Raw genomic sequence first — 16,149 nt, 5'->3', positions numbered from 1 at the left:
TCACGCCTCGAGATGGCGGCCGGGAAACAGCTGCCGCACCAGGCCGCTGACATTACCGAACAGCAGCGACACAATATACAGCCCCGCCGCGACCAGGATGATCGCGGGGCCGGATGGAATCCGGGTCTGGTACGACAGCACCAGTCCGGCATAGCCCGACAGCATCGCGCTCACCACCGCGATGCAGATCATGGTGGTGATGTCGCGCGACCAGAACCGCGCAATGCCCGCGGGCAGGATCATCAGTCCGACTCCGAGCAGCGTGCCGAGCGCGTGGAAGCCGTTGACGAGGTTGACCACGACCAGCGCGAGGAAGGCGAGATGCGCCGGCGCGCCGGCCCGGCTCACGGTGCGCAGGAATACCGGATCGACGCATTCGATCACCAGCGGGCGATAGATCACCGCGAGCACCAGGAGCGTGAGGGTGGCGTTGAACGCGATCACCAGCAGGGTCTGGTCGTCCATCGCCAGGATGTTGCCGAACAGCACGTGCAGCAGGTCGATATTGGTGCCCTTGATCGAAACAATCGTGACGCCGAGCGCGAGCGAGACCAGATAGAAGGTCGCAAGCGAGGCATCCTCCTTCAACTCGGTGGTGCGGGCGACGAGGCCGGCGAGCAGCGCTACGGCAAAGCCCGCGATCAGGCCGCCGGTCGTCATCGCGAACAGGTTGAGCCCTGACAGCAGGAAGCCGATCGCCGCCCCCGGCAGGATCGCATGCGCCATGGCGTCGCCGACCAGGCTCATCCGCCGCAGCATCAGGAACACGCCGATCGGCGCACCGCCGAGCGACAGCGCGATCACCGCCGCCAGCGCGCGGCGCATGAACTCGAATTCGGTGAAGGGCGTGACCAGCGCGTCGGATAGCATCGGCGTCAGGCGGCCCGCGAGCGTGGATCGGCGGCGCAGGCCGCGGCGCTATCGTCGAACGCCTCGCACATCCGCATTGCGACCATCAGATTGTCCGCCGTCAGCGCCTCGGCGGTCGGTCCCCATTCGACCGGGCCGCGCGCCAGCAGCAGCGTCTCCGGGAAATTGTTGCGCACCATGTCGAGGTCATGCAGCGCCGCCAGCACGGTGCGCCCCTCGCCGTTCCAGCGCTTCACCAGCGCCAGCAGGTCAGCGGTGGTCTTGGCGTCGATGGCGTTGAACGGCTCGTCGAGCACGATCAGCCGGGCGTCCTGCAACAGCACGCGCGCAAACAGCATGCGCTGGGTCTGGCCGCCGGACAGCGTGCCGATCGGGCGGTTCTCGAAACCGTTGAGCCCGACCGCGGCGAGCGCCGCCAAAATCTTCTCGCGCGCGGCCTTGCCGATGCCGCCGAAGAAGCCGGTCGAGCGCCACAACCCGGTGCCGACGAAATCGAACACCGAGATCGGGAAGCTGCGGTCGATGTCGGCAGATTGCGGCAGATAGGCGATGTCGCGATGATCCAGCCCGTCGAGATCGATCACGCCTGACAGCGGCTTGAGCACGCCGGCGATGCCGCGCAGCAGGGTCGACTTGCCGGCGCCGTTCGGGCCGATCACGGCGAGCAGCGCACCGGCCTCGACTGCGCCATTGAGGTGATGCACCGCCGGGTGGCGGTCATAACCGAGCGTGACGTCACGGAAGGTAACAAGAGCAGCCACCGGTCTCACCTCATCGCCAGCCAGACGACAGCCCACAGGCAGGCACTGACCGCGAGCGCCGCGAGCAGTCGGGCCGGCACGGGCATGCGCAGGATCGACCAGTGCGCGGCCTGCGCCGGATGCGCGTGCGGGGCGTGGCTGTGCCCGTGGGGGGCGTGGCCGTGATGGTGGTGCTCGTGGGTGTGCGTATGCGCCATGGAACGACTGTTATATTATAACATAACGCGAGTCTACAAACGAGGAACTCATGGCCGACCCGCAAAACCGGGGAGATTTGAGCTGATTGTCAAACAGCCGAGCACGCGGGTGATCCAGTGTTCCAGAGGCAGTCGTGCTTGAGCCGAGAGGCCGCGGCGTACTGGGCGCCCGGTCGAGCCGGGCGATGACAGCCTTAGTGGTGACGCAGCTTCGCATTCTCGCGGGCATGTTTTCGATTGGCGCGTGGGGAAAATACCGGCGGAACGCCTTCGGCGACGGAGAGATAGCCCTATGCGACCAGCACATAGACCAGCATGGCAGCGGTGATCGCCATCCAGACGAGCGAGAGGCGGAAATACAGCAGGTCCCAATTCATGGGCGCGAGCGTACACGCCCGCGCTGACGTCAACCTTTCACCAGGTTAAGGCATCGCGGATTTAGTAACTAAGCACGCCAGCGGAATGGATTGGTGGTTGGCACGCCGAAAGACACTGCTCCGGCCCTCAATTTATGAACATGGCAATCGCCACGAGGATGACCGGGCTTAGCCCCATCAGCACGACAAACACGCTGTAAAGTAGGTTGCCCATAACGCCGCCCTACGTTGGAAGGGGAAGCTATGCCGGGAGGAACTCGGCAAGCCAGTGCAGTTTGTGCCAGCGGTGTTCGAGCTTTGGGAATTACCCAGTTATCTCCGGGACCTAGCTGGACATCCCCGTAACACTACGGGGGCGACACAGCTCAGGCAGAGAAAAGGGCGACGAGCGCCACCACCGCCAAAGCGGTAGCAACGCACCCTGCGATCATGACCCAGTCCTGACGCTTCGCCATGCCGGACACGCTCACCCGGCCGGCGCAGGTCGCGTTGACCTAGGTCAACCGGCCAAAATCATTCGTCGGCCGTCGAGCCATCACGCAACGAGGCAGCCTCACGCCTCGCGCGCGTAACTCTTCAACCTTGCCTCAAGCACCGCGATCACCTGGTCGCGGACCGGATCGTGGGAGCCTTTCAGCCAGGCGGCGGCGAGCGGCAGGCGGCCGGCGCTGCTGCCGCGCTTCAGGCGGAGCGGCACAAAGCGGACGCCGGATATCGCCATCCGTGCGGTCCAGCGCGGCACGATGGCGACGCCGAGCCTTGCTGCGACCATGTTGACGATGGTCTGCTTCTCGTCGGCGATCTCCTGGATAAGCGGCGTCAGCCCGGCCTCGAACAGCTTTTTATGCAGCCAAGACGTGAATGCCCGGCGCAAGGCCGGGCATAACGCGTTGTGGGGGAAGCGATCGAGCTCGTGTGCTCTCCGGCAAGAGCCGGGCGCATCGTCACAGTGCGGGGGTCCACCTGTTGCGATGACGGTAGAGCTTTGACAGGCTGAAGTTTCCGACCTCTTGTTCGCCCTTGCGGAAAATGGCTATCGCCTTCTGAACGCTCATTTCCGAAATGATATCGGGCCGGCTCCCACAGAGCATGACGAGCTCGAAGATCAGATTGGTGAGGGCGGGCATATCGGTCCATTGCTGCGTCTGATAGGGCTCCTCCCAATGAGCCCAGGCCCAATCTTCGATCAGATAGAGACCATCGCTCTTGAGATAATGGAAGGACGCCTCGAAGCTTGCTCGCGAGAGCTCGTATTGATGCGAGGCGTCGTCGATAATCATATCTATTCGCTGGCCGGGGAATTCCGTCCTGATGATGGTCTGGACGCGCGCGGTGTCGCCTTGCGACGTATTGTAGTATAATTTGACGCGGTCCGTCAGACCGTGGTCGCGGATCAGGCCAAGCACCGCTGGGCTCGCAGGTCTGATATCGATCCCGACGAACTTGATACGTTCCTCGATCGCGGCAAGAAGCAAAGCCGAACCACCTTCGAAGATGCCGAATTCCAGGATATTGGTAACCCCGTTCTCGCGAATGAGGCTTTTGTAGCGATCAATCATCCCGCGGTTCTTGATGATCGCGATGGAATCCTTCGTCGTCCTGGCATCATTGAAGTTCTGCCTGATCAGGCCAAACTTCATGTTGTTGATCACGAAGGTATTCTCATCACTCCAGACTTCATCCATTGGGAACCCCCTGTCGATATTGACTCAATTAACTGATCGCTGTTGTTTGCCCTGTGGCGTGCAGAGCCTCTCCTGCCAGATAAGCGGTATTTTTTCTCCATCCTCCGACGGTGCTTGGCGCAATTCCTCGCCTGCAATCTGCATGCCTGGCGGACATGGCCACGCAGTTGTCATCGAATCACTGGCCGATTTGCATCCGGCGCCAGCCGTTGTAGTTGAGATCGATGACGAACCGACGGCACACGCCTTCGGATCGATCCGCGTCGGCCACACCAGCTTGAACGGCGGAAGTGTCGGGCGTCGGCCCGCCGCGTTGGCGATCACTTTGAGACGCCGCACGCCTTCAGACAGCGTCGGCTGAATCCAGCCGCCTTCGGAGCTCTCGTTCCAGGCATAGATCACAACGCTCTTGAAGCGATCGTTGCGCGGATTGTTGGCCGCCTGACTGATTGCAGCACGGATTTGCCGTGTCCATTCCTCATCGGTGGCAGGTTGACACCAGTCCGGATTCGGCTTGCGAGTTTTCAGTTCCTGAGGATCGCGCAAAGCCGGTCGATAATCCCAGCCAAGCGTCACGGTTGGTAGGAAGCCTCCAGAACCATTCTGGGCTTCGGCTTGCCAGGCTTTCTGTGCAAGAGCCGCGCAACTGGCGTACGGCAGGGATTTTCCATTCGACCCAAGGGCGGTCGCATATGTACTTGCCGCATCAAATCCTATCCTGTGAGCAACGGGCTCCGTCTCGGACAGGTTGAAGAGCAAGGCAACCAGGTAGAGATCTCGGCCGGTCGCGGCCTTGACCCGATCCCTCATATCCTTCAGGGCCGCCTTTGTACCCTCTTCACCCCCAAGCCCCTTTATCCACGGGGTCATCGTACCAAGCAGGAAGAACACAGGCGCCGAGCCGTCGCTCGCCCGCATGTAATCCGGCCCAGCTACCGCTTTGCTGATTGCATCACTCACCATCGGCACATCACGAGGGGGGAATGACAGGTTGAAATTCAGCGCGTATTTGATGCCGAGCTTGTCTGGAAGCCGAAGAAAATTTCCCAACGCCCGATTGAGCGCCACGGCTCGACTGGGATCGCGTCCCCAGGAAGAACTCTCCAGGTAGTAGCCGAAGATGAAATAATCCAAGCCTGCGGACTTCGCGTAATGCACGTCCGCATTCAGTGCTCGTTCGGTGTTTCCGGGAAAACCGAGATTTCCGTTCGGCAGACGCTCTGTGTAATACGGAGCGCGCGCGCGCAATCCAGGGTCGGCCAGGACCTGCCCATAGGGACTGTCGAGACTCCAATTGTCCCACCGAATGGCACCTAATGAGACCTTGCTCGACGAGGCCGGTGCCGCAGTTGGTGCGGCGGGCGCTGCGGGTGCCACGGCGGAAGGACTGCCCTTGCTCACCTGAGCCATGGCTGGGAATGAGGAGACTGCCGTCGCAAGCACAACAAGCAGACGGATCGAGCAGTGTCGGGCTGTCCACATCATCACTTTCCCTTGGTCCAAAGCCGCCATGATGCGGCTCGGGATTTCGGTTGTTACTCGACATGCATTCAAGAAGTAACAAAGGGCGCTTATGTGGCGGCGCACTGCAATCGTATCCGTTGAAGCGGAACATCGATGCAACAGCGTGACATCAGACTTGCCTTGGTTCTCGCGAGCATTGCGCCGCGATTCACATTAGGTCGAAGCAGAACGGGATCGGTGGAACTTTCTGCGCCATGCGTTTCAGTTGATCGAGGAACTTTCTGCCGCCGAAATGGGCACAGGCGTTACCGCGCTCCATGCCTCGCGACGACACGGTCGAAAAATCGAATGACCCAACCATTGATTGAAGACAGAGGCTCCGCGCTTTGCAACACAGGTCCCGAATCCATCGATCCGCAAAACGCGTGGTGGAATGGATTCCGAGCCCGCGCTTCGCACGCCCCGGAATGAAGAGAGAGAGAGAGAGAGAGAGAGAGAGAGAGAGAGAGAGAGACGTGTTCACGCCTCGCGCGCGTAACTCTTCAACCTTGCCTCAAGCACCGCGATCACCTGGTCGCGGACCGGATCGCGGGAGCCTTTCAGCCAGGCTGCGGCGAGCGGCAGGCGGCCGGCGCTGCTGCCGCGCTTCAGGCGGAGCGGCACAAAGCGGACGCCGGGGATCGCCATCCGTGCGGTCCAGCGCGGCACGATGGCGACGCCGAGCCTTGCCGCGACCATGTTGACGATGGTCTGCTTCTCGTCGGCGATCTCCTGGATACGCGGCGTCAGCCCGGCCTCGTCGAACAGTTTTGTCGTCAGATCGTGGCTGTGCGGCCGCGAGCGGCGTTCCGGCACGATCAGGGGCTGATCCGCGATGTCGGGCAGCACGATCTGCTTGCGCCGCGCCAGCGCGTGCTTGTGCGACAGCGCCACCACGGCGGTCTCCTGCAACAGCGGGACAAACTCGATGCGGCGGTCGGGCCGCTCCGGCGGGCGCACGAAGGCGAGGTCGAGCGCGCCAGACAGCAGCTTCGGCAGCAGGCGGATGGTCTTCTCCTCGAGCAGTTGCACGGCAACATCAGGATGGGCGGCGCGGAGGTCGCGCAGCAGCGGCGGCAGCAGGCCGGCCGCCGCGCTGTCGATCGCGCCGATCCGGAAGCGGCGCGCCTGTGGCTTGCGCAGCCGACGGCGAAAGCCGTTCTCGATCGCCTCAGCGCGGCCGAGCAGCGCGCGGCCCTCGCGCAGCAGCACAGCGCCGTCCTCGGTCAGCGACACCGCGCGCGTGGTGCGCGCGAACAGCCGCACCCCGAGATCCTCCTCCAGCAGCTTGATGTGGCGGCCGAGCGCCGATGGCATCATCTGCAGGCGCTGCGCCGCGCGGCCGAAATGCAGTTCCTCGGCAGCCGCGACGAAGCAACGAAGCTGGTGCAGTTCCAAGACGTCGCTTCCTTATGCCCTGCGTTCGTCATGGCCGGGCTTGTCCCGGCCATCCACGTCTTTCTTTGCCGCCAAGACGTGGATGCCCCGCACAAGGCCGGGCATGACGCCAAGTGAGACCGGGTCCGATTATATCATTTTTTTGTATAAACCGGCGTGGGTTGAAGCGAAAGGGCGCGAGCTTCTAGGCTTTCCGATGGCGCGCGACAGGCGCCGTCCCAACAAACAAGACGAACCCGGGGGAAGAAGCCCATGGAAAGCGAGCTTGGCGCGCGCGTATTGCGCAAGATCTCACTGCGCATCGTGCCGTTCATCATGCTGCTGTACTTCGTGGCCTTCATCGACCGCGTCAATATCGGCTTCGCCTCGCTGACCATGAATAAGGACATCGGCTTGTCGCCGACCGTCTATGGCTTCGGCGCCGGTATCTTCTTCTGGGGCTACTTCCTGTTCGAGGTGCCCTCCAACATCATCCTGCACAAGATCGGCGCGCGGATCTGGATCGCGCGGGTGATGATCACCTGGGGCCTGGTCTCGGCGGCGATGGCGCTGGTGCAGGGCGCGACCAGCTTCTACGTGCTGCGCTTCCTGCTCGGCGCCGCGGAGGCCGGCTTCTTCCCCGGCATCATCCTCTATCTCTCTTACTGGTTCCCGGCGCGACAGCGCGCCGCCGTCACCGCGCTGTTCATGGCGGCGGCGCCGCTCTCAACCGTGCTCGGCTCGCCGCTCTCCGGCGCACTGCTGGAGATGGACGGAATGCTCGGCTTCAAGGGCTGGCAATGGCTGTTCGTGCTGGAGGCCGTGCCCGCCGTGCTGCTGGGCTTCGTCGTGCTGGGCTTCCTGACCGACCGGCCGGAGCAGGCCAGATGGCTGGCCGACGACGAGCGCGCCTGGCTGGTCAAGACCATGAAGGCCGAGAACGACGGCAAGGCCACGACCGCGAGCCACAGCATCTGGCGCGGCCTCGCCGACCCGCGGGTGCTGGCGCTGGCGCTGGTCTATTTCGGCACCTCGGCCGGGCTCTACACACTTGGGGTGTGGGCGCCGCAGATCATCAAGGCGTTCGGCCTGTCGTCGATCCAGGTCGGCTTCCTCAACGCCGTACCGGCGACGGTTGCCGTCATCGCAATGGTGCTATGGGCGCGACATTCCGACCGCACCGGCGAGCGCACCTGGCACGTGGTGCTGGCCTGCCTGATGGCCGCGGCGGGACTTGCGCTCGCCGGGCTGTGGACCGGCCTTGCCGCCGTGATCGCGGCGCTGACCCTGGTCAATATAGGCATCTCCTCGTCGAAGCCGCCGCTGTGGAGCATGCCGACCATGTTCCTGTCCGGCTCGGCCGCAGCGGCCGGGATCGCCACCATCAACTCGATCGGCAATCTCGGCGGCTTCGTCGGGCCGGCAATGATCGGCTGGATCAAGGAGCGCACCGGCAGTTTCGACGGCGGTCTTTATTTCGTCGCCGGCCTCCTGGTGCTCTCGGCCGTGCTCACGCTGCTGCTGTCGCGCGCGCAGAGCGCGCCGGCACAATCCGAACCGCAACCCAATCCCGTGCGAACCCGCTAACCATCGATCGGAGCGATCCCATGCGTATCCATTCCATCGCCGCCATTCCCGCCGACGGCATCGGCCCCGAAGTGATCTCCGCGGGTGTCCGCGTGCTGGAGGCGCTGGCGAAGCGCAGCGGCGACATCAGCTTTAACGTCAAGACCTTCGACTGGGGCTCGGACTATTACAAGAAGCACGGCGTGATGATGCCGGCCGACGGGCTCGCGGAGCTGAAGAACTTCGACGCGATCTATTTCGGCGCGGTCGGCGCGCCCGATGTGCCCGACCACATCACGCTGTGGGGCCTTCGCCTGCCGATCTGCCAGGGCTTTGACCAATACGCCAATGTGCGGCCGACCAAGATCCTGCCCGGCGTCGCCTCGCCGCTGCGCAATGTCGGCGTCGGCGATCTCGACTGGGTGATCGTGCGCGAGAATTCCGAAGGCGAATATGCCGGCATGGGCGGCCGCGCGCACAAGGGCCTGCCGGAAGAGGTCGGCACCGAAGTCGCTGTCTTCACCCGGGTCGGCGTGACGCGGATCATGCGCTATGCGTTCCAGCTCGCGCAGTCGCGGCCGCGCAAATTCCTCACCGTGGTGACCAAGTCGAACGCGCAGCGCCACGGCATGGTGATGTGGGACGAGATCGCCGCCGAGGTGGCGAAGGACTTCCTCGACGTCACCTGGGACAAGATGCTGGTCGACGCCATGACGGTGCGCATGACGCTCAATCCGAAGAGCCTCGACACCATCGTCGCGACCAATCTGCATGCCGATATCCTCTCCGACCTCGCCGGCGCGCTGGCCGGCAGCCTCGGCGTGGCGCCGACCGGCAACATCGACCCGCAGCGCCGCTATCCCTCGATGTTCGAGCCGATCCACGGCTCGGCCTTCGACATCACCGGCAAGGGCATCGCCAACCCGGTCGCGACCTTCTGGACCGGTGCACAGATGCTGGAGCATCTCGGCGAGAAGGACGCCGCGGCGCGCCTGATGGCCGCGGTCGAGAAGGTGTGCGCGGCCGGCGTGCTGACGCCCGACGTCGGCGGCAAGGCGACGACCAGGGAAGTGACCGACGCGGTGATCGACGCGATCCATGGATCGAATGTGTAAGGCGGCGACGGTCTCGTCGCATCACGCAGTGAGGCGAGCGCGCTAGTCAGACTCCCTTCCCCCCTTGTGGCAGGGGTGTCCGGGGAAATTCAGGCATAGCGGAGCTCCATCTGGTCAGGTGAGATGGTTGATTTCCGACGGCTGGGGTTGATGGGCGGAGGTTTGTCGATGGCAGCGAGGGATCGACGCGTGAGCAGGAGCTGGCCGACGAGTTCGGCGAACCTGAGCGGGAGCATTTTGATGCAGTTGGTGTGAGCGGCGATGCGCAGCAGCAGGTAGGCAATCATCGCAGCGAGCACCTGAAGGCGGATCGCGTTGTCGTTGGCGCCGAGGAACTTGCGAATATCGAGATGCTGCTTGATCCAGCGGAACAGCAGCTCGATTTGCCATCGGCTCTTGTAGAGGGCGGCGATCTCGACGGCGCTACGGACAAGGTCGTTGGTCAGGAGTGTGATCTTGCCGCCTTTCTCGCGTCTGATCTTGATGCGGCGGAGCGGGATTGGAAGGCGCGAATCGCCCTTGCTGGTGAGCTTCACCTCGTCATCGGCAAGGATTTCGAAGCCATCCCCGTTACGCTTGCGGATGGCGCGATGCCTGAGCGAGCGAAGACGGATGCTCGTCTTCGCCCGGGTAACGAAGAAAGCCTTGCTATCATTGATCTTCTGCCACCAGTCGAAACGGCAATAGCCCTTGTCAAACACATAGGTGGTGGCGGGCTGGATTGGGGTCTGTCGGCCGATCTCGATGTCATTGACGTTCGCGGCCGTCATCTCGACGCAGGTCGGGACATCGCTCCTTGGGTCGTAGACGACATGCAGCTTCATGCCGCGGATGCGGCCGTTCCACGTCGCCCAACTGCAGACCTTGCCGAGCGGGATCGGACTGGCGTCGATCAGACGCACCATCTCCATGCCTTCACTCCGCAGCTGGCGACGCGCCATCGCCGACAGCGCCGCAAAGGTTTGCGCGAAAATGCCGATCGGACGGCGGGCATTGGCATCGGACAACGTCGAGCGCGACAGCTTGCCGGTTCCCAAGTGATAGTGATGCTGCGAATTGGCGTTGAAGCCAGTCACCACCCCGCGCAGACTGCTGTTGCCGCTAAGCTGGGCATAGATCAGCGCCACCAGATGATCCCAGCTCCTGAACGACTTGTCGTAGGCATCCCCGTCCAGACGATCCACAACCGTCTGAAACTGCCGTCGATTGATCGGTTCAAGCAGCCTTCCAAAAATGCTACCGCGATATCGCATGCTCGGCCCTCTGTGTCTCGACAACCAGAAAAGACCGATTTGCCTCGGTCCTGCCGAGCATGCACCGCGACACAGTGAATCATTCCCCGGACACCCCTGCCCTTGTGGGGGAGGGTTGGGGAGAGGGTACCACTTGCTCCGCTCTCCATGAGGATTAGCGACGCCCGCTGCGCACGCTGATCAACGATTGCCCTATCTCTCGCCGTCTCGCCCGGGGCCACCCCTCACCCCACCCTCTCCCACAAGGGGAGAGGGAGCCTGAGAGGGGTGCTCACCTCACGAAAGCGTACCCGCCTCCGCGCAATTGGTCAGCCGCGCGGGCACGCCGATGGCGGTGCAGCCGGCGGGCACATCCGTCGTCACCAGCGCGCCGGCGCCGATCCTGGCGAAATCGCCGATCGAGAGATGTCCGATCACCGTTGCTCCGGCGCTGAGCAGCACGCCGTCGCCGATCTTCGGCGCGCGGCGCGGATCGTCCTGATGCCGCGCGATGGTGACGTTCTGCAAAATCGTGACCTCGTCGCCGACCGAGGCCAGCGCGCCGATGATGATGCCGGTGCCGTGATCGAGGAAAACCGCCGTTCCAATCCGGGCCGACGGGTGAATGCTGATCTGCAACTGGTCCGCCGTCGCGCTTTGCATCATGAGCGCAAGGTCGGGGCGGTCCTGGCGCCACAGCCAGTTCGATACCCGCCAGGCTTGCAGCGCGACGAAGCCCTTGAAGTTGAGCAGCGGCGGCAGGAAGCCCGTGATCGCCGGATCACGGCGCACGATGGCCGTGAGATCGGTGGCCGCGGCATCGACCAGCACGGGCTCGGCCGCATAGGCTTCGCGGGCGGTCCGCGCGAACTGCGCGCGATCCTCATTCGCGCGGCTGATATGCCGGCCGATCAGAAAAGCGAGCGCACCGCCGAGGTCGCCCTGATCGAGAATGAAGGCGGCCGACGCCTCGAGGAACGGATCGGCCGCGATCGCCGCCTCCGCTTCGCGCCGGATCGCGAGCCAGAGCTCGCCGGCCGTCACTGTCGCTGATCCCGCCATGGTCTTCACCTCATCGTCCGGATCCCAAACGATAGAGTGGGCGTCACCATCCCAAAATGCAAACCGCCCGCTTGCTCATCGCAAACGGGCGGCTCAGGGCCATCAGGTTCTATGGGGGCACATCGCCTGAAGGCTAGCTATTGCCTCGCGCGATCAGCCCTGCGGCGGCTGGTCGGTCGGCGGGGTCGGACGGGTCTTGTGCTGCGCCATGAAGGCGTCGAACTCTTCCTTGTCCTTGGCGTGGCGCAGGCGATCGAGGAAGTTCTTGAACTCGACCTGCTCCTCCTCGAGACGGCGCAGCGTGTCCTGGCGGTACTCGTCGAAGGCACGGTTGCCGCTGGAGGGCGGACCGAAGCCGCCGAACGGGAAGCCGCGGCGCTCCATGCGGCTCTTCATCCGCTCCATCTTGTCCTGCATGCGCTCCATCTTGTTCGCCCAGCGATCCTGATCGTAGTGACTCCAACAGGCCATCTTTCTGCTCCCGAGTGTGAAAAAGAGAAGGGCGAGGCCGATCGGCCACCAGATCATGAAGCCGAGGATGATCCCGGCGATCTTCAGGGGATGCCACGGCGTCGCGTAGAAGTAGGGACGGTAGGGCTCTTCGACGGGGCCGCGCCAGCGATTGACATCAGCGGTGTAGGCCATTTCCTTCTCCATCACGGCATCACGCCGTTGTGAATGTAAATAACATTTACATAGGTAGCCGATCCCTTGGGAAAGTCAAGCAGCGCGGGTGACGCACCCCTCGGATTATTTTTGGCTTGGCCGTTGAACCTTATTTCGGCTTGCCCCACGGACCGGCCGGCTTGTCGTCGGCGGCCGCGGTTCCAGGCCGGCGGTCGGTCGGGAAGCCGAGGCCGCGCAGATAGATCAGCACTTCGGCCTCGAGCAGATCCTCCGGCGACATCGGCAGCTTGCGCCGCGCGGCATCGCCGCGGCCGAACAGCGAGGCGACGCCGTGCGACATCGCCCAGATGTGCAGCGCCATCATCATCGCCGGCGGACGCGGCATGCCGGGCGGCGCCAGTGCCGCAAGCCGTTCGGCAGCGGCGCGGATGATCGCGAAGGCGCGCTCGCTTGCGGCCATCAAGGTCGGATTGGAATCGACCGGTAGGCCGGATTCGAACATCGCGGAATAGAACGCGGGCTCCTCGCGGGCGAAGGCGAGATAGGCCTTGCCGACCCGCTCGAACGCCGTGACAGTGTCGGGGCGGCCGTCGTCCCAGGCCTGCGTCAACAGCGATTCGAACTGCTCGAAACCGCGCTGCGCGATGCTGGCGATCAACTCGTCGCGGTCGCGGAAGTGGCGGTACGGCGCGGCCGGGCTGACGCCGGCCATCCGCGCGGCATCGGCGAAGGTGAAGCCGGCCGGCCCCTTCTTCGAGATCAGGTCGAGTGCGGCCTGCAGCAACGCCTCTTTGAGATTGCCGTGATGATAACCGCGCTCGGCGCGGCCTTGGTCCTTGCGCCAGCTCATGTGAACGGCTTTTACATGAGCTGGCGGTAAAGGTCACTAGCGGGGCGGCGGCGCGTCAATCAAGATTAACGGACCAGTCAGTCGGGGGGCTTCCGCGCAACGCCGTCAGGCACGTTGCATGACTAGGCGGGGACGTAGGTCAACCTGATCGTGTTTTCGCCTATCCGGTCGCTTGCCACCAGGCGGAGCGGCGCGCGGGGCCCGACGAAGAATGGCTTGCCGCGCCCGAGCACGATGGGCCGGAGGTACAGTCGATACTCGTCAATCAGGCCAAGCTCGGTCAGACTCCCCGCCAGGTCCGGCCCGGCGACTTCGATCTCCCCGTCGAGCCGGGCCTTCAGCCCGCGCACCGCCGCCTCAACGTCCCCCTCGACAAGTGTCGCGTTGGGTCCGACGGATTTCAGCGAGCGCGACACGACCCACTTTGGCCGTCTCCGCCACACTGCCGCATAGTCGCGCTCCTCTGCATCCCAATCAGGAAGGTCGTCGTCCCAATAGCGCATCACCTCGTACATGCGGCGGCCGTACAACATGCCGGCCACGCTGCGCACCTGCTCGATGAAATGACGAAAGAGCCCGGTGTCCGGCACCATCGCCTGATGATCGACATAGCCGTCGAGCGACTGGTTCAGTCCGAAGACAAGCTTCGCCATGGCGCAAGACCTCCACTCCAGGGCTTTCAGATTTGCTCGGGCCGGTGTGACCTGGACACGAAGTCGGCCGCTGGCGAGCGGAGGCCCTCTCCGCGAGTTACACAGTGGAGAGGGCCTCCATCCGCCTGCGCGCGACGACCTCCCCCGCGAGCGGGAGAGGTTCAGGGAGCCCATGGGCCAAAACGATTGCCTATCGGCCCGGGATCGGCAGCACCGGCATGATCTCCACGGCTTCGCCTGGGAAGATCGAAAAATGCGGGTGGTTCTCGAACAGCTTTGCCGCTGCCTCATGCGAGGGCGCGCGCACCACGGTGAAGCCGGTCATCAGATTGGCGATGTCGGTGACGCCGCCCTGCCCAACCTTCTTGGTCTTGCCGAGCGGTCCGCCCATCTCGACGATCACGTCATGGTGCTTCTCGACCCAGGCGCCCCAGGCCGCCATGCCCTGCTGCTCCTTGGCACGCCGTTCCGCCTCGGGCAGCGCATTCCAGGCTGCCATCCGCGAGCCGGTGCTGCCGCCGCCGAGATAGACCGCGAGAAAGGTGTTGGTGCTCATCTTGCATCTCCATTGTAGTCGTTGCTGGTTTGACGATCGTTTGCTGACGCGATGACGCCGTGCGGCGGCATCGCTACGTGTTGCAAGGCCGGATCATGCGGTGTCAGCGCAGCGCCTTGCCCCAGCCGCCCTGCGGATGCTCGAAGGTCGCGGCGGCCTGCTGCACCTCTTCGGAGAAATCTGCCATCTCCTGCACCTGGCGGATCTCGATCATCTCGTTGGCGGTGGCCGGGCACTTGCTGGCCCATTCGATGGCCTCGGCGCGCGAGGCGACCTCGATCATCCAGAAGCCGCCGATCACTTCCTTGGCCTCGGTGAACGGGCCGTCGATCACGACCGGCACGCCGGTGTCGAACTTGACGCGCGCGCCGGCAGCCGGCGGATGCAGGCCTTCCAGCGTGATCAGCACGCCGGCGTCCTTCAGCGCCTGATTGTACCGCATCATCGCGGCGACCCGTTCGGGGTCGAGCTCGAGCTTGGCCGGCGCGGACTCGTAGCCGAGCGGGATCATCAGCATCATGAAACGCATTGGTCGGATTTCCTTGCCTGTTGAATCACTCGCAATCTTCACCCTCGTCATGCCGGGAAGCCCCACGCGGCGCCGGCCCGGAATCCACGACTTGCGACGATGATCATGTATTCCGGGCGCATCGCCGGTGCGATATCGCGGAATGACGTCGGGTGTCATTTCTTGCCCACCTGCGCGCGCAGGCGCTCTCCCCGCTCGCGCAGCTCGGGCGTCAGCGCCTCGCCGAAATCCTCCGCGGCAAACACCTGGCGGATTTCGATCTCGGAGCCGCCGTCGAACGGCGCGCGCTTCATCCAGTCGATCGCTTCGTCGAGCGACTTGGTCTCGATCAGCCAGAAGCCGGCGACCGGATCGCTGCTCAGGCCGAACGGGCCGCGCGACACCGTGCTCTGCCCGCCGGCATATTTGACGCGGGCACCCTTGCTGGTCGGATGCAGCCCCTCGCCGGCCTGCATCACGCCGGCCTTGACCATCTCCTCGTTGAACTTGCCCATCGCCGCGAGCAGCTCGGTGCTCGGCATCACGCCGGCCTCGGTGTCCCTGTTCGCCTTCACGATCACCATGAACTTCATTGTCCTGCTCCGTTGTCTTGTTCAGCTGCCTTGCCGGTATCTCCGGTGCTCGTCTCAAGGACGACGCGGGGCTTGCCACGCCGACAGGCCAAGCGAAATTATTTCGGAGGTCATTGCATCGCGCGCCACAGCCCTCAGCGGTCCTGCCTGACAAGTTCGCCGTCCTGGTGCGACGGGCCGAAATAGACGTCGATGCGCGACACCTTGTCGCCGTCGAACACGAAGAACTCGGTGTTGCGAAAGCTCTTGCCGTCGCGGGCGACGCAGCGATAGGTGACGAAGGCTTCGACGCCGTCGACCATGATGCGCTCGATCTCGTGGCGGCCGATCCAGCCGGAGTCGCGCCAGCACTGGGCGAAATAGGTCGGCTTGTCGATGTTCTCGCCATAGGGCGTCGAGAAGCGAAAATCCTCCGCGAACGCCGCCTCGACGCTCGCGCGGTCATTGGCGAGGTAGGCGGCGAAGAGGGAGCGGATGATCTCCGCCCTGTTGCCAGCTGCAGCCATGTCGTCTCCCACACGTATTGCCCGGGCCTCCGGAGCGACCAGCGCTCCGGAAACCCGGGCCACAGGGAGATGACGAACGGGGCGGCGCGAAAGCGACATCCCGCCACGATT

The 16,149-nt window shown here is 63.9% G+C and carries 18 protein-coding genes; 2 read left to right on the top strand and 16 right to left on the bottom strand.

Going from position 1 to position 16,149, the window contains the following annotated elements; translation table 11 throughout:
* The 7 genes from ACVIHF_RS40175 to ACVIHF_RS40145 all read right to left on the bottom strand — a co-directional run bounded on the left by ACVIHF_RS40175 (nucleotide 1) and on the right by ACVIHF_RS40145 (nucleotide 6,791).
* Nucleotides 1-870: a metal ABC transporter permease gene (locus tag ACVIHF_RS40175; RefSeq protein ID WP_168857863.1), complete on the bottom strand. Its 870-nt coding sequence runs from the start codon at nucleotides 868-870 to the stop codon at nucleotides 1-3.
* Nucleotides 871-875: 5 nt separating this feature from the next.
* Complete coding sequence (locus ACVIHF_RS40170; protein WP_028332852.1) at nucleotides 876-1,631, bottom strand: metal ABC transporter ATP-binding protein; 756 nt, start codon at nucleotides 1,629-1,631, stop codon at nucleotides 876-878.
* A 5-nt stretch (nucleotides 1,632-1,636) separates the two neighbouring features.
* A complete protein-coding gene (locus tag ACVIHF_RS40165; RefSeq protein ID WP_225648378.1) occupies nucleotides 1,637-1,828 on the bottom strand; it encodes a hypothetical protein in 192 nt (63 codons plus the stop codon).
* Between the two features lie 930 nt (nucleotides 1,829-2,758).
* Nucleotides 2,759-3,079, bottom strand: coding sequence for a LysR substrate-binding domain-containing protein (locus ACVIHF_RS40160; RefSeq protein WP_456793668.1), 321 nt, complete (start codon nucleotides 3,077-3,079; stop codon nucleotides 2,759-2,761).
* 70 nt (nucleotides 3,080-3,149) lie between these two features.
* Nucleotides 3,150-3,890, bottom strand: a complete 741-nt coding sequence (locus ACVIHF_RS40155; protein ID WP_057016230.1) for a class I SAM-dependent methyltransferase — start codon at nucleotides 3,888-3,890, stop codon at nucleotides 3,150-3,152.
* 24 nt (nucleotides 3,891-3,914) lie between these two features.
* Nucleotides 3,915-5,402, bottom strand: a complete 1,488-nt coding sequence (locus tag ACVIHF_RS40150) for a glycoside hydrolase family 71/99 protein (protein ID WP_253604473.1) — start codon at nucleotides 5,400-5,402, stop codon at nucleotides 3,915-3,917.
* A gap of 471 nt (nucleotides 5,403-5,873) precedes the next feature.
* Nucleotides 5,874-6,791 (bottom strand): LysR family transcriptional regulator, encoded by a 918-nt coding sequence (locus ACVIHF_RS40145; RefSeq protein WP_092087561.1) that lies wholly within the window; start codon nucleotides 6,789-6,791, stop codon nucleotides 5,874-5,876.
* Nucleotides 6,792-7,043: 252 nt separating this feature from the next.
* Between ACVIHF_RS40145 and ACVIHF_RS40140 the strand changes: the two genes are divergently transcribed.
* Together ACVIHF_RS40140 and ACVIHF_RS40135 are read left to right on the top strand one after the other, a co-directional pair.
* The gene (locus ACVIHF_RS40140) at nucleotides 7,044-8,357 is read left to right on the top strand and encodes an MFS transporter (protein WP_456793667.1); all 1,314 of its coding nucleotides are present in this window, start codon (nucleotides 7,044-7,046) and stop codon (nucleotides 8,355-8,357) included.
* A gap of 20 nt (nucleotides 8,358-8,377) precedes the next feature.
* Nucleotides 8,378-9,451: a tartrate dehydrogenase gene (locus ACVIHF_RS40135; protein WP_253604478.1), complete on the top strand. Its 1,074-nt coding sequence runs from the start codon at nucleotides 8,378-8,380 to the stop codon at nucleotides 9,449-9,451.
* Between the two features lie 89 nt (nucleotides 9,452-9,540).
* On the opposite strand, the gene ACVIHF_RS40130 is transcribed toward ACVIHF_RS40135, so the two are convergent.
* The 9 genes from ACVIHF_RS40130 to ACVIHF_RS40090 form a co-directional block, all read right to left on the bottom strand.
* Nucleotides 9,541-10,704 (bottom strand): IS4 family transposase, encoded by a 1,164-nt coding sequence (locus ACVIHF_RS40130; RefSeq protein ID WP_253605569.1) that lies wholly within the window; start codon nucleotides 10,702-10,704, stop codon nucleotides 9,541-9,543.
* A 276-nt stretch (nucleotides 10,705-10,980) separates the two neighbouring features.
* Complete coding sequence (locus ACVIHF_RS40125) at nucleotides 10,981-11,745, bottom strand: serine O-acetyltransferase (RefSeq protein ID WP_456793666.1); 765 nt, start codon at nucleotides 11,743-11,745, stop codon at nucleotides 10,981-10,983.
* 153 nt (nucleotides 11,746-11,898) lie between these two features.
* Entirely contained in the window at nucleotides 11,899-12,390 is a 492-nt protein-coding gene (locus tag ACVIHF_RS40120) for a DUF2852 domain-containing protein (protein ID WP_253604484.1), read from the bottom strand.
* A gap of 130 nt (nucleotides 12,391-12,520) precedes the next feature.
* Nucleotides 12,521-13,222 carry a TetR/AcrR family transcriptional regulator gene (locus ACVIHF_RS40115; RefSeq protein ID WP_092087570.1) on the bottom strand — a complete coding sequence of 234 codons (702 nt, stop codon included), beginning with the start codon at nucleotides 13,220-13,222 and terminating at the stop codon, nucleotides 12,521-12,523.
* A gap of 122 nt (nucleotides 13,223-13,344) precedes the next feature.
* Nucleotides 13,345-13,875, bottom strand: coding sequence for a dihydrofolate reductase family protein (locus tag ACVIHF_RS40110; protein ID WP_253604486.1), 531 nt, complete (start codon nucleotides 13,873-13,875; stop codon nucleotides 13,345-13,347).
* A 190-nt stretch (nucleotides 13,876-14,065) separates the two neighbouring features.
* Entirely contained in the window at nucleotides 14,066-14,431 is a 366-nt protein-coding gene (locus ACVIHF_RS40105) for a YciI family protein (RefSeq protein ID WP_028341377.1), read from the bottom strand.
* A 103-nt stretch (nucleotides 14,432-14,534) separates the two neighbouring features.
* Nucleotides 14,535-14,960: a YciI family protein gene (locus tag ACVIHF_RS40100; protein WP_092087574.1), complete on the bottom strand. Its 426-nt coding sequence runs from the start codon at nucleotides 14,958-14,960 to the stop codon at nucleotides 14,535-14,537.
* 155 nt (nucleotides 14,961-15,115) lie between these two features.
* The gene (locus ACVIHF_RS40095) at nucleotides 15,116-15,532 is read right to left on the bottom strand and encodes a YciI family protein (RefSeq protein ID WP_456793665.1); all 417 of its coding nucleotides are present in this window, start codon (nucleotides 15,530-15,532) and stop codon (nucleotides 15,116-15,118) included.
* Nucleotides 15,533-15,666: 134 nt separating this feature from the next.
* A complete protein-coding gene (locus ACVIHF_RS40090; protein WP_092087578.1) occupies nucleotides 15,667-16,038 on the bottom strand; it encodes a nuclear transport factor 2 family protein in 372 nt (123 codons plus the stop codon).
* Between the last annotated feature and the right edge of the window lie 111 nt (nucleotides 16,039-16,149).

It is taken from the genome of Bradyrhizobium sp. USDA 4506, from assembly GCF_054058795.1.
Note: the sequence above shows the minus strand (reverse complement) of the source record. Positions and strands in the feature narration are given on the sequence as shown.